The organism is Olleya sp. KJ81-1, from assembly GCF_055808135.1.
Genome location: NZ_CM147854.1, coordinates 2,175,839 through 2,188,130, shown reverse-complemented (window position 1 = coordinate 2,188,130; position 12,292 = coordinate 2,175,839). Strand labels below are relative to the sequence as shown.

The window sequence follows — 12,292 nt, the reverse complement described above, 5'->3', positions numbered from 1 at the left end:
AACAAAAGTTTTTTGCATAAAAAACTCCGATAAAAATTATCGGAGTTTAAAAGTATAAAAATTAATTTTTATTCTTCTTCTTCGTTAGATGCTTTTGCATCTTCAGCAGGAGCTTCTTCTACAACTGGAGCGTTAGCTGCAATTCTAGCTTCATTAGCTGCTTTTTCTGCTTCAAAAGCTTTAGTTTTAGCATCAGCTTGCGCTTTTGATAAACCGTCTTTTTTAGCTTCTACTTTACTTGCTTTTTCATCTAACCAAGCTGTAAACTTTGCTTCAGCTTGCTCTTCTGTTAAAGCACCTTTTCTAACACCACCTGCTAAATGGTTTTTAAGCATAACACCTTTGTAAGACAAAATTGCTTTTGCTGTGTCAGTTGGTTGTGCACCATTCTGTAACCATTGTACAGCTCCATCAACGTTTATTTCGATAGTTGCTGGGTTTGTGTTTGGATTGTAAGCACCTAATTTTTCTAGGTATTTACCATCTCTTTTTGCTCTAGCATCTGCTGCTACGATCCAGTAATAAGGTTTTCCTTTTTTACCGTGTCTTTGTAATCTAATTTTTACTGGCATAAATAATTAATTTGTAAGGTACGCGACCTCTATTATTAATAAGCTGCAAAGATACTATATTTTTTTAATTTTCAACTTTTTAAAGTAATTCTGTCAAATAAAATAAATTATTCTATTTTTGGTCTTGTATAAAAGTAACGATAATGAAAAAAATAACAATTTTATTAGTTGTATTATTAACCTTGACATCTTGTAGTGAGGATCTAGTCTTTAATAATCCTGCATTTATAGGATATAATGATGGCGAGTTATGGGAAGCAACAACCTACAGAGCTAATGTTGATGGCTCAGGAAATTTAACAATTACTGGTATTAGAGGTTTAGAGACTATAATACTTAAAACAAATGATACTGCCGAGACTTTGTACCTTTTAGGTAATACAACATCATCTGCAACTTATGAAAATGAGTTTGGTGATTTTTATTCAACTAATAACGTGCCTGACCCAGATTTACAAGTGTATCCTGCAGATGGTAAAATAAATATTTCTGATTTTAATATTATTGAAAGAACCGTTTCTGGAACGTTTACTTTTAACGTATTTGATAGTTCTGGTACACAAACAGAAAATTTTAATAAAGGGTATTTTTACAATGTGCCAATTTTAAGCATCGGAACAGTGGTAACGATAGATCCTTTAGTGGCTTGCCAAAATGCAACAGCAGTAGCGTTGACCACTCAAACTAATTACGAAGCAGTAGATGTTATGTCTGCAGATTATCCGCAAGTATGTAACCTTTATAAAACTGCATTAGAGAATAAAAAGCAACAATGTGGTGATACAGATGGATCGATACAAGATTTAATAGATGATTTAGGAGATTGTACTAATTAATCACCTTTATATTATAATATTTAAGCCAACGCATTAGCGTTGGCTTTTTTTGTTAAATACTCTTAAGGCTATCACAAACCCTGTTAAATCGCTTGACAACAGCTGTCATTTATGTTATATTGTAATTGTAGATGTCAAACAATATGCATCTTTAAAAAATATATTGAAATTTAAATGATCAAAGATATTATGAACTACAGCGAAAAAATTTCAAACAAGTTAAACGAATTATTAATTAAAAATTATGATGCCGAAAAAGGGTATTTAAATGCAATTGATAACGTAGATAATAATGAATTAAAAATGTTTTTTAAAAGACGTGCCTCAGAGCGTAGCGTGTTTGCAAAAGAACTAAGAACCGAAATCTTGCAATATGGACAAATCCCTGAAGATTCTGGAAGTTTTAAAGGAACCATGCACAGAAATTGGATGAGCTTAAAATCAACCTTTACTTCAAATAATGAAGAAGCAATCTTAGAAGAAGCAATTAAAGGTGAGGAAGCTAGTCTTGAGGAATATGACAAATTGTTAAAAGAAAATAATTTGCCACCAACCATAGATAGCTTAATTGCTAAGCATAGAAACGCTATCCAAGCAGCAATTAATACCGAAAAAGTGCATGAAGAGCTAGTCTCATAAATGCATAATTATATTTTACAAAAAGCCAGCATTTACATGTTGGCTTTTTTTGTTTACAACTGTTTGCTAATTCGCTTTAAAGAATTATAAATTCTATGTACTTTTATAGGCTCGTATTTTTCAGCACAAACTTCAAAGAAATCACAGCATGTACTTAATATTTGATACCGAAACAACAGGATTACCTAAGCGTTGGGATGCACCAATTACAGATACAGATAATTGGCCTAGATGTATTCAAATTGCTTGGCAATTACATGATGAGATGGGTAACTGTATCGAGCATCAGGATTATTTAGTACAACCAGAAGGTTTTAATATACCTTATGATGCTGAAAAAATCCATGGTATATCTACAGAATTAGCTCAACAACAAGGGATTCCGTTATCTGAAGTTTTAGAAAAATTTAATGTTGCTCTTAGTAAAACCAAGTATGTAGTCGGTCAAAATGTAAAGTTTGATTTAAATATTATGGGAGCGGAATTTGTTCGCGAAAGCGTAGAAAACCCATTGCAAGAACTTCCGGTTTTAGATACTTGTACAGAGCAGACTGCAGAGTTATGCGAGATTCCAGGTGGACGTTATGGTAAATTTAAGTTGCCAACTTTAACTGAGTTGCATCAGTTTTTATTTGATCAACCTTTTGCAGAGGCACACAACGCAACAGCAGATGTGGAAGCGACAACACGTTGCTTTTTAGAGTTAATAAGATTAAAAAAATATACAAAAGAGCAATTAGACGTTCAGCCAGAGTATTTTGAGCATTTTAATAAGGCTAATCCGCAAACCATACAGCTTATTGGATTAAAGCACATTAACCTTAAAAAGGAAAGTGCTAAAATCCAAGCGCAATTACAAAAGCAGAATACAAACGAGATTTCTTCTGCCGAAATTAAAGAAAACATCAAAGATCTGCAATCTGTAGATTTTGTTCATTTACATAATCACTCGCAATTTTCAGTTTTACAATCTACTATTAGTATCACTGATTTGGTTGATTTGGCAGCAGAGCAAGATATGCCTGCAGTAGCACTTACAGACCATGCAAACATGATGGGAGCCTTCCATTTTGTAAAAGCTATTAACGGTCATAATAGAGCGATAAAAGCTAAAAATGCAGAAGCAGAAGCGAGAGGAGAAACACCTAAAGCCAAAGAAATAAAAGGGATTTTAGGATGCGAGTTTTTTGTTTGCGAAGACCATACAGATAAAAGTAGAAAGGATAATGGGTATCAAATTGTCCTAATTGCTAAAAATAAAAACGGATACCACAATTTAGCTAAGCTATCGTCGCATGCGTTTGTTGATGGTTTTTACTATTTACCACGTATTGATAAAAAATTAATCGAGCAGTATCGTGAAGACTTAATCTGCTTAACAGGAAACCTATATGGTGAGGTGCCCAGTAAGGTTTTAAATGTTGGAGAAAGTCAAGCTGAAGAAGCGTTGCTTTGGTGGAAAGACTTATTTCAAGACGATTTGTATATAGAGCTCATGCGTCATGATCAAGAGGACGAAAATCGTGTAAACCCAACGTTAATCAAGTTTGCTAATCAACACAATATTAAGCTTGTTGCAACTAATAATACCTATTACGGAAAACAAAGCGATGCTAATGCACACGATATTTTATTGTGTGTTAAAGATGGCGAAAAACAATCAACACCAATAGGTAGAGGTCGTGGTTACCGTTACGGTTTACCAAATCAAGAATATTATTTTAAGTCTTCAGAAGAAATGAAGGCATTATTTAGAGATATTCCTGAAGCGATTACCAATATCCAAGAAGTTGTAGACAAAATTGAAGGATTTGAGCTTGCTAGAGACGTATTATTGCCAGCGTTTGATATTCCAGACGAGTTTAAGCATGTCGATGATGAGGTAGATGGAGGAAAACGAGGAGAAAATGCTTTTTTAAGGCATTTAACCTATGTTGGAGCTAAAAAACGTTATGGAGAAGAGCTGTCCGATGAGGTTATTGAACGATTAGATTTTGAACTTTCAGTAATTGAAAATACTGGGTATCCTGGATATTTCTTAATTGTAGAAGATTTTATACGCGAAGCCCGAAAAATGGATGTTTCGGTTGGTCCAGGACGTGGTAGTGCTGCAGGATCTGTTGTAGCTTACTGTTTATGGATTACAAATATTGACCCTTTATTATATAACTTACTTTTTGAGCGTTTTCTAAATCCGGATCGTGTAAGTATGCCAGATATTGATATCGATTTTGATGATGAAGGTCGTAGTCGTGTCATGGATTATGTAATAGATAAATACGGAAGTAATCAAGTAGCACAAATTATTACCTATGGTACTATGGCTGCTAAAAGTAGTATCAGAGATACAGCACGTGTATTAGATTTACCGCTTTTTGATGCAGATAGGATCGCGAAGTTAATTCCGACCATGTCTAAATTAAAAAAGATTTTTGGTTTAAGTGAAAAGGAATTAGGCCAAAAGTTTAGAGCTGAAGATTTAGAAAAAATTAACGAGCTTTTTAATATTTCGGAAGGTGATAATTTAGAAGCCGAAACAATAAACCTTGCTAGAAGTTTAGAAGGCTCTGTAAGAAATACAGGTATTCATGCCTGTGGTGTAATTATTACACCAGACGACATTACTAAGTTTGTACCTGTATCTACAGCAAAAGATTCAGACTTATATGTAACCCAATTTGATAACTCTGTAGTAGAGGATGCAGGATTACTTAAGATGGATTTCTTGGGTTTAAAAACGTTAACCTTAATTAAGGATACTGTAAAAATTGTGAAGGCTAAACATGGTATAGTTTTAGATCCTGACACTTTTCCTTTGGACGATGTTAAAACCTATGAACTTTTCCAGCGTGGAGAGACAGTTGGTGTTTTTCAATATGAATCTCCAGGAATGCAAAAACATTTAAAGGATCTTAAGCCTACCGTTTTTGACGATTTAATTGCAATGAATGCACTGTACAGACCTGGTCCAATGGAATACATACCAAGTTTTGTACGCAGAAAACATGGTGATGAGGATATTGAGTATGACTTACCAGCAATGGAGGAGTACTTAAAAGAAACCTACGGAATTACAGTATACCAAGAGCAAGTGATGCTTTTATCACAAAAGTTGGCAGACTTTACAAAAGGTGAAGCCGATGTCTTGCGTAAAGCAATGGGTAAAAAACAAATTGCGGTTTTGGACAAAATGAAACCAAAATTTGTTGAGCAAGCTAGTGCAAAGGGACATGATCCTAAAAAGTTAGAAAAAATTTGGAAGGATTGGGAAGCATTTGCAAGTTACGCCTTTAACAAATCCCACTCGACGTGTTATGCTTGGATTGCATACCAAACAGCATATTTAAAAGCGCATTATCCAGCAGAATATATGGCTGCTGTACTGTCTAATAACATGAATGATATTAAGCAGGTGACCTTTTTTATGGACGAGTGTAAGCGTATGAAGTTACCAGTACTTGGTCCTGATGTTAACGAGTCTTATTATAAATTTTCTGTAAATAAAGACAATGCTGTGCGATTTGGAATGGGAGCCATCAAAGGTGTTGGACATGGTGCAGTAATGACTATTGTTAATAATAGAAATGAAGATGGACCATATACGTCAATCTTTGATTTAGCTAAACGTATAGATTTACGTGCAGCTAATAAAAAAGCTTTTGAAAACTTAGCGCTTGCAGGTGGATTTGATGAGTTGGGAGACACACATCGTGCTCAATACTTTTTTAAAGATGGTAGCGAGTTGACCTTTTTGGAAAAAGCAATTAAATATGGAGCTAAGCATCAAGAAAACGAAAATTCGGCACAAGTTAGTTTGTTTGGAGGTGAGAGTGATGTGCAAATTGAAGAACCTATTATTCCAGAGTGCGAAACTTGGGGAACAATGGAAAAATTGTCCAGAGAACGTGAGGTGGTTGGTGTCTATATTTCTGGGCATCCTTTGGATGATTTTAGAACAGAAATGAAATCGTTTTGTAATGGTAAAATCTCTGATTTTCATGATCTTAATCCGCATGTTAACAAAGAAATTACCTTTGGAGGAGTAGTAACAGATGTACAACATCGTGTTAGTAAACAAGGTAAAGGTTGGGCATTATTTACTATTGAAGATTATACAGACACCTTTGAGTTTAGGGTATTTGGAGAAGAGTATTTAAAACATCGTCCCTTTTTGTTACAAAATACATTTGTTCATGTTAAAGCATTTGTTAGAGAAGGATGGGTTAATAGAGATACTGGTAAAAAAAGTGAACCTAGATTACAATTTAATAGTTTTCAGTTGCTGCATGATGTTATGGAAAAAAACGTCCGTAAAATATCAATTCAGCTAAATATTAAAGAGTTGGAAGCAGAGAAAATTCAGTATTTAAAAGAGTTAATCTCCATGCATCCAGGTAATCATGCACTAAACTTTTTAGTCTATGACAATAGAGATAAAATTAAGCTAACCATGATAAGTAGAAAACAAAAAATTAAAGTGACTAATGAGTTGTTAAATGAGTTACAAGAGCAACAGATTCATTATTTAATTAATCAATAAAAAACTTTTGTAAATTGTAAAGGTTAAAACCTTAATTTAGTAAAAGTCTAGTATGGATTAAATTGTAATTCATTCTAGCATAAGCCAAACCAATGCAGTAATAGTTAAAACAAATTGTTTGGTTGTAAGCTTTGGTAATATTTTTGACTAATATTGCATATTAACACGTAGTAAAACACAATTAAAACATAATATTATGGCATTAGAAATCACAGATGCAAACTTTGAAGAAACAGTATTAAAAAGCGATAAGCCTGTAGTAGTTGACTTTTGGGCAGCTTGGTGTGGACCATGTCGTATGGTTGGACCAATCATCGATGAATTAAGTACTGAGTATGAAGGTAAAGCCATCGTAGGAAAAGTAGACGTAGATGCAAATCAAGAATTTGCAGCAAAATATGGTGTACGTAACATCCCAACGGTTTTAGTATTTCAAAATGGTGAAGTAGTAGGACGTCAGGTAGGTGTAGCACCAAAAACAGCTTACGCTGAAGCATTAGACGCTTTATTATAAGTCAATGTTATTAAAGTATTGATAAAAGGTTTGCTGTAATGGCAAACCTTTTTTACTTTAGTTGAAACTATAATAAATGCCTAAAAAAATTAAAGGCTTTATTTGTATAGTGATATTAAACTTTAAGATTTAAACGATCAAAATTATAAAAAATGAGTAAAACAATAAAAGTACAAGATGCTATTGATGCTAAGCTTTTAGAAGAGCGTAAAGTGTTTCTTTGGGGAATGGTAGATGATAAATCGGCAAAGCATGTTATAGATAGATTGCTGTATTTAGATAGCTTAGATACAAAAGATATTACATTATACATTAATAGTCCAGGTGGTTATGTAACCTCAGGATTTGCAATGTACGATTGCATAAAAAGTTTAAAAAGTGACGTCTCTACAGTATGTACAGGACTAGCAGCATCAATGGGTTCAATATTACTATCTGTTGGAGCAAAAGGAAAACGTTTTATTCAACCACATGCAAGAGTCATGATACATCAACCAAGTGGTGGTGCACGTGGTCAAGCGAGTGATATTGAAATTACAGCTCAAGAAATTGTTAAAACAAAAGAGCTAAGTGCTCATATTTTAGCAGACAACTGTGGTCAAACGTATGATAAAGTAATGAAGGATTTTAATCGTGACCATTGGATGGGAGCGGATGAGTCTGTTGCTTATGGTATTGTTGATGGTATAGCTGAGTAATGAAACTACAAGACGAACTTAATAAAGCAGGTGGATTTAAAAACCTCGAACATTTGGCAAAACAAGTGGTCGAGGGTTTTATATCTGGTATGCATAAAAGTCCGTTTCATGGTTTTTCTGCAGAGTTTGCAGAGCACAAAATTTATAATCAAGGTGAAAGTACACGTCATATAGATTGGAAGCTATTTGCTAAAACAGATAAACTGTATACCAAACGGTATGATGACGAAACTAATTTACGTTGTCATATTATTTTGGATAATAGTAGTTCTATGCATTATCCAAAAATGGACAACTACGCTTTAGAAAATTTAAATAAGATTGCTTTTTCTGCGTTAGCCTCAGCAGCTTTGATGCATATCTTAAAAAAGCAACGAGACGCTGTAGGATTAAGCATATATAGTGATGCATACGATTTTTACGCACCAGAAAAAGGTAGCGAGCGTCATCATCAAATGCTAATCCATCAATTAGAAGAAGCAGTTAAAGCAGACCCTAGGACTAGACAAACAGATACCTATGTGTATTTGCATCAAATAGCAGAGAAGATACACAGACGCTCTTTAATATTTGTGTTTACAGACATGTTTCAGGCTTCAACAAATCAAGAGAAGTTATTTGAAGCTTTAAGACATCTAAAACATAATAAGCATGAGGTGGTTTTGTTTCATGTGCATGATAAAAATAAGGAAGTTGCTTTTGATTTTAATAATAAGCCCAAAAAATTTATTGATATAGAAACTGGAGACTACGTCAATTTATATGCAGACCAAGTGAAGGATAATTATAAAAACGAAGTTTTAAATTATTTTAATGATTTAAAAATGAAATGTCTGCAATACAAGATTAAATACGTTAATGCTGATGTAAATCAGGCGTTTGACAAAATTTTGACTACGTATATGATCGAGCGTGAAAAATTTATTTAAAAAAAATAAAAAAAGTGAAAAAAGTTTGCGACATTGATGAAGAAGTGTATCTTTGCACTCGCAATAACGCAACGGTCTGGTAGTTCAGCTGGTTAGAATGTCGCCCTGTCACGGCGAAGGTCGCGGGTTCGAATCCCGTCCAGACCGCGAAAATTGCTAAAAGCTCCGATTTATCGGAGCTTTTTTTGGCAATAAAATTTAGTTGTGTTGTTTTGATAGATGTAGTAGTCTATCAAACTGGTAGAAAGCTAGTCAAATAGCTTGAACCGATGGAAAGCTTTCCTTTTTTCTTCTAGAAAATTGGGATGCTTTTTTGTTTTAGGTCACTTCGTCTATGTTATTTGCTTTTCATCGAATTATTTACTACTTTTACTCTATGTTATGATATTTTCGTCGGGCTTTAAAAGTTTCCCTCAAATATTACCTCTATTAAAGCTAATTAATTAATCTTCTTGGACATACAAATAATTAGTGTGTAATTTTGGTAAGCTATAGTATTAGCTTACTGTTAGTATATTTAAATTTTAAAATTAATATATAACTCAAAATTAACCTTAAATAATTATTATTATGAAATCCCTAAAAATTACATTAGTAGCAATCTTTTCTATCGTATTATTAACTGGAGTAAGCGCTTTAAACGATACAACACCAAATAAAGAAAATTCTAATACTGAAGTTAAAAAAGTAGATATTAAGTTGCTTGCAACTAATGGTATCAAAAAAGATAAAGTACCATCTCAAGGATAGTCTATTGTTTTATTGGCATAGTGTTTTAAGCATTGAAAAATTATCAGTGCTATGTATACCTATATTTATCTATTTTATCCTAAATTTGGTTTTACCTTAATTTTGTAAATAGATTGATAAAATATTTTCCATTAGTAATTTTACTTTTTGCTAGTCTAGGTTTTAGTCAGAGTTCCGACTCAATATACTATTACAGAAACTTAGCTAAAAATGATCAAATAACTACTGAAGATAGAATTACCTATGCTAAAAAAGCAATTACATTATCTGCTAAAACGGATAGTGACTCTACTTTATTAAATAGTCAAAGGGTCTTATCTTTTTTATACATTATTGATGGGCAAATAGATAATATCAAATCAATAAACCTTGATAATTTATCTCTTGCTAAAAAAATAAAAGATTCGGTATCAATAGCAAATGCATACTATAATCTAGGCTACTCTTATGGTAAGACACAAAAAGTTGATAGTGCTTATTATTATTACTTTAATGCAGTTAAGCTTTATGATAAGTTAGAGGATTTTAAAAATTATGCTGCAGTTTTATTAAATATGGCTAATATCCAAGAGTCTGAAAGAGATTATATTGGAGCCCAAAATAATGTAATTAAGGCTATTAATGTTGTTGATAAACTTCAAAAAAACGACTATAATGTAGATACAGAATGGTCATTATATAACCTTATTGGTATAATATCAGGAGAGCTTCAGCAATATGATAACTCAATAGAATATCACAACAAAGCGATTAATAGTAGTAATAAACTAAAGGATAATTATTTCTACAAAATCTATTCTAACGTAAATATAGCTTCGACTTATCGAAAAAAGGGGATTACAATCTTGCTATTGATAAGTATAATCAAATTTTAAAAAGTAGTAAACTGTTATCAGAGGATGCTTCGACTTATGCTTATGTAATAAACGATTTGGCGTACTCTAAATTTTTGCGTGGTAAGGATTCTAATAAAGAAATTGAAACCCTTTATAGACAAGCGTTTAGGCTTAGTGACTCCATTTTAGATAAAAATATAAAGATGTCTGTTAGTCTTAATTTTTCAGACTATTTTAAAACCATTAATCAACTTGATTCTGCAGCGATATATTCTACTACAGCATATACTTTGGGTAAAGAGTTAAAGCATAATAAGACTATTTTAAAAGCGCTTTATATTAAGTCTGAAATTGAAAAAGGTGAAGCTTCTAAAAAATATCTCTTTGAACATATTAGACTAAATGATAGTTTGCTTTTTGCAGAACGATCAAGTCGAAATAAATTTATGAGAATTGATTATGAAACGGAAGAAATTAAACAAGAAAACCAACAAATCTCACGTCAGCGCTTGTGGTTACTTATTGTTTCTGGAGGGCTATTATTTACATTGTTTTTTCTGTACATTATTAAAACCCAACGTGAAAAAAATAAAGAACTACAGTTAGAAAGACAGCAGCAAGAGGCTAATGAGGAGATATACAAGCTCATGTTATCTCAGCAAGATAAAATTGATGAAGCAAGAAGTTTAGAAAAAAACAGAATATCTAAAGATATTCATGATGGCATATTAGGAAAACTTTTTGGAGTAAGACTTAGTTTGGATGGTCTAAATTTAAGCGTAAATAAAGAGGCTATTGACAAAAGAAGCCATTATATAAGCGAGCTTAAAAATATAGAAGAAGACATCCGTAAAGTATCCCACGAGCTAAATACCGACTTTATAAAACAATCTGGTTTTTTGGATATTGTCAAGACTTTGGTTGATGCACAAATGAATGCTTATAAAATAGAGTATACCTTTTATGGAGACGATAGTATTGATTGGGATGCATTAAATAATAAAGTAAAAATTCACCTGTATCGTATTTTACAAGAAACGATGCAAAATGCATATAAACATGCTGAGGCAACTAAGGTGGATATTTCATTTAAAATGGAAGCTAATGCATTAGTTTTTTGTATTTCGGATAACGGAAAAGGGTTTGATACACATAAAGCTAAAAAGGGCATTGGATTAAAAAATATAGAGGATAGAATACAAGAAATTAATGGCGAACTTAAAATAAAAAGCCATGAAAATACAGGAACTAAAATTATAATTATTGTCCCTACAATTAATAATTAACCTATGGAAAGTAAAGTATTAAAAATATTAATGGTTGATGATCACCCAATGATTATTGAAGGCTATCAACACACATTATTAGCTACTAAAAAAGAAAATCAAATATTAGAAATTGATATTGCTACGGACTGTGACTCTGCTTTAGCAGCAATAAAAAAATCAAAAAATATTGGAAAGCCCTACGATATCTATTTTTTTGATATTAGCATACCTCAATCCTCAGATGGTATTTATAAATCAGGAGAAGATTTGGCCAAACATATTAAGCAGACACAACCAGAAGCTAAAGTGGTTATTTTAACCATGTTTAATGAGGTTTACAGAATACACAATATAATTAAAACAATAAATCCTGAAGGGTTTTTAATTAAAAGTGATTTAACATCAAGCGAGTTAGCTAGTGCTTTTGAGGTTATCCAAACAAAACCGCCATTTTATACAGGAACAATAAATACAATTATTAAACGAAGCATCTTTAATCCTATTGAAGTGGATGAGATAAATCACAAAATGCTTTACTATTTGTCATTAGGTATTAGAACAAAAGATTTAGTAGAGCCATTAGGCATTACTTTAAGTGCAATTGAAAAGCGTAAAAAAAATCTTAAAGAATTATTTATTGTGGACGATGGTAAGGACGAAACGCTTATTAGCATAGCTAAGGAGAAAGGCTATATTTAAATTTAAATGTT

The 12,292-nt window shown here is 32.4% G+C and carries 11 protein-coding genes and 1 tRNA gene; 11 read left to right on the top strand and 1 reads right to left on the bottom strand.

Annotated elements, in window-relative coordinates:
- Positions 1-68: 68 nt before the first annotated feature.
- Positions 69-572: a 30S ribosomal protein S16 gene (locus AC0L3M_RS10395; protein ID WP_145004023.1), complete on the bottom strand. Its 504-nt coding sequence runs from the start codon at positions 570-572 to the stop codon at positions 69-71.
- A gap of 143 nt (positions 573-715) precedes the next feature.
- Here AC0L3M_RS10395 and AC0L3M_RS10390 point away from each other — a divergent pair, with 143 nt between their 5' ends.
- The 11 genes from AC0L3M_RS10390 (at position 716) to AC0L3M_RS10340 (ending at position 12,281) form a co-directional block, all read left to right on the top strand.
- Positions 716-1,408: a DUF6252 domain-containing protein gene (locus AC0L3M_RS10390; protein ID WP_473430693.1), complete on the top strand. Its 693-nt coding sequence runs from the start codon at positions 716-718 to the stop codon at positions 1,406-1,408.
- Positions 1,409-1,597: 189 nt separating this feature from the next.
- Positions 1,598-2,047 carry a ferritin-like domain-containing protein gene (locus tag AC0L3M_RS10385; protein ID WP_292948100.1) on the top strand — a complete coding sequence of 150 codons (450 nt, stop codon included), beginning with the start codon at positions 1,598-1,600 and terminating at the stop codon, positions 2,045-2,047.
- Positions 2,048-2,195: 148 nt separating this feature from the next.
- Positions 2,196-6,587: a DNA polymerase III subunit alpha gene (gene dnaE, locus AC0L3M_RS10380; protein ID WP_473430692.1), complete on the top strand. Its 4,392-nt coding sequence runs from the start codon at positions 2,196-2,198 to the stop codon at positions 6,585-6,587.
- 196 nt (positions 6,588-6,783) lie between these two features.
- Positions 6,784-7,101 carry a thioredoxin gene (gene trxA, locus AC0L3M_RS10375; RefSeq protein ID WP_145004013.1) on the top strand — a complete coding sequence of 106 codons (318 nt, stop codon included), beginning with the start codon at positions 6,784-6,786 and terminating at the stop codon, positions 7,099-7,101.
- Positions 7,102-7,253: 152 nt separating this feature from the next.
- On the top strand, positions 7,254-7,799 hold the full coding sequence (locus AC0L3M_RS10370) for a ClpP family protease (protein ID WP_145004010.1): 546 nt from the start codon (positions 7,254-7,256) through the stop codon (positions 7,797-7,799).
- Positions 7,799-8,728: a DUF58 domain-containing protein gene (locus AC0L3M_RS10365; protein ID WP_473430691.1), complete on the top strand. Its 930-nt coding sequence runs from the start codon at positions 7,799-7,801 to the stop codon at positions 8,726-8,728. Before AC0L3M_RS10370 ends, AC0L3M_RS10365 begins: the two co-directional genes overlap by 1 nt.
- 73 nt (positions 8,729-8,801) lie before the next feature.
- Positions 8,802-8,875: transfer RNA gene (locus AC0L3M_RS10360), tRNA-Asp, on the top strand.
- Between the two features lie 423 nt (positions 8,876-9,298).
- The gene (locus AC0L3M_RS10355; RefSeq protein WP_028283267.1) at positions 9,299-9,478 is read left to right on the top strand and encodes a hypothetical protein; all 180 of its coding nucleotides are present in this window, start codon (positions 9,299-9,301) and stop codon (positions 9,476-9,478) included.
- Positions 9,479-9,591: 113 nt separating this feature from the next.
- Positions 9,592-10,353: a hypothetical protein gene (locus AC0L3M_RS10350; protein ID WP_473430690.1), complete on the top strand. Its 762-nt coding sequence runs from the start codon at positions 9,592-9,594 to the stop codon at positions 10,351-10,353.
- A gap of 56 nt (positions 10,354-10,409) precedes the next feature.
- Complete coding sequence (locus AC0L3M_RS10345) at positions 10,410-11,600, top strand: sensor histidine kinase (protein ID WP_473430689.1); 1,191 nt, start codon at positions 10,410-10,412, stop codon at positions 11,598-11,600.
- A gap of 3 nt (positions 11,601-11,603) precedes the next feature.
- Positions 11,604-12,281 (top strand): response regulator, encoded by a 678-nt coding sequence (locus AC0L3M_RS10340; protein WP_292948000.1) that lies wholly within the window; start codon positions 11,604-11,606, stop codon positions 12,279-12,281.
- Positions 12,282-12,292: the final 11 nt, after the last annotated feature.

What these genes read in the sequence shown, in the direction of transcription:
- AC0L3M_RS10365 (WP_473430691.1), top strand. Translation starts at nt 7,799, where the DNA reads ATGAAACTACAAGACGAACTTAATAAAGCAGGTGGATTTAAAAACCTC.
- AC0L3M_RS10390 (WP_473430693.1), top strand. Translation starts at nt 716, where the DNA reads ATGAAAAAAATAACAATTTTATTAGTTGTATTATTAACCTTGACATCT.
- AC0L3M_RS10385 (WP_292948100.1), top strand. Translation starts at nt 1,598, where the DNA reads ATGAACTACAGCGAAAAAATTTCAAACAAGTTAAACGAATTATTAATT.
- AC0L3M_RS10355 (WP_028283267.1), top strand. Translation starts at nt 9,299, where the DNA reads ATGAAATCCCTAAAAATTACATTAGTAGCAATCTTTTCTATCGTATTA.
- AC0L3M_RS10370 (WP_145004010.1), top strand. Translation starts at nt 7,254, where the DNA reads ATGAGTAAAACAATAAAAGTACAAGATGCTATTGATGCTAAGCTTTTA.
- dnaE (WP_473430692.1), top strand. Translation starts at nt 2,196, where the DNA reads ATGTACTTAATATTTGATACCGAAACAACAGGATTACCTAAGCGTTGG.
- AC0L3M_RS10395 (WP_145004023.1), bottom strand. Translation starts at nt 572, where the DNA reads ATGCCAGTAAAAATTAGATTACAAAGACACGGTAAAAAAGGAAAACCT.
- AC0L3M_RS10340 (WP_292948000.1), top strand. Translation starts at nt 11,604, where the DNA reads ATGGAAAGTAAAGTATTAAAAATATTAATGGTTGATGATCACCCAATG.
- trxA (WP_145004013.1), top strand. Translation starts at nt 6,784, where the DNA reads ATGGCATTAGAAATCACAGATGCAAACTTTGAAGAAACAGTATTAAAA.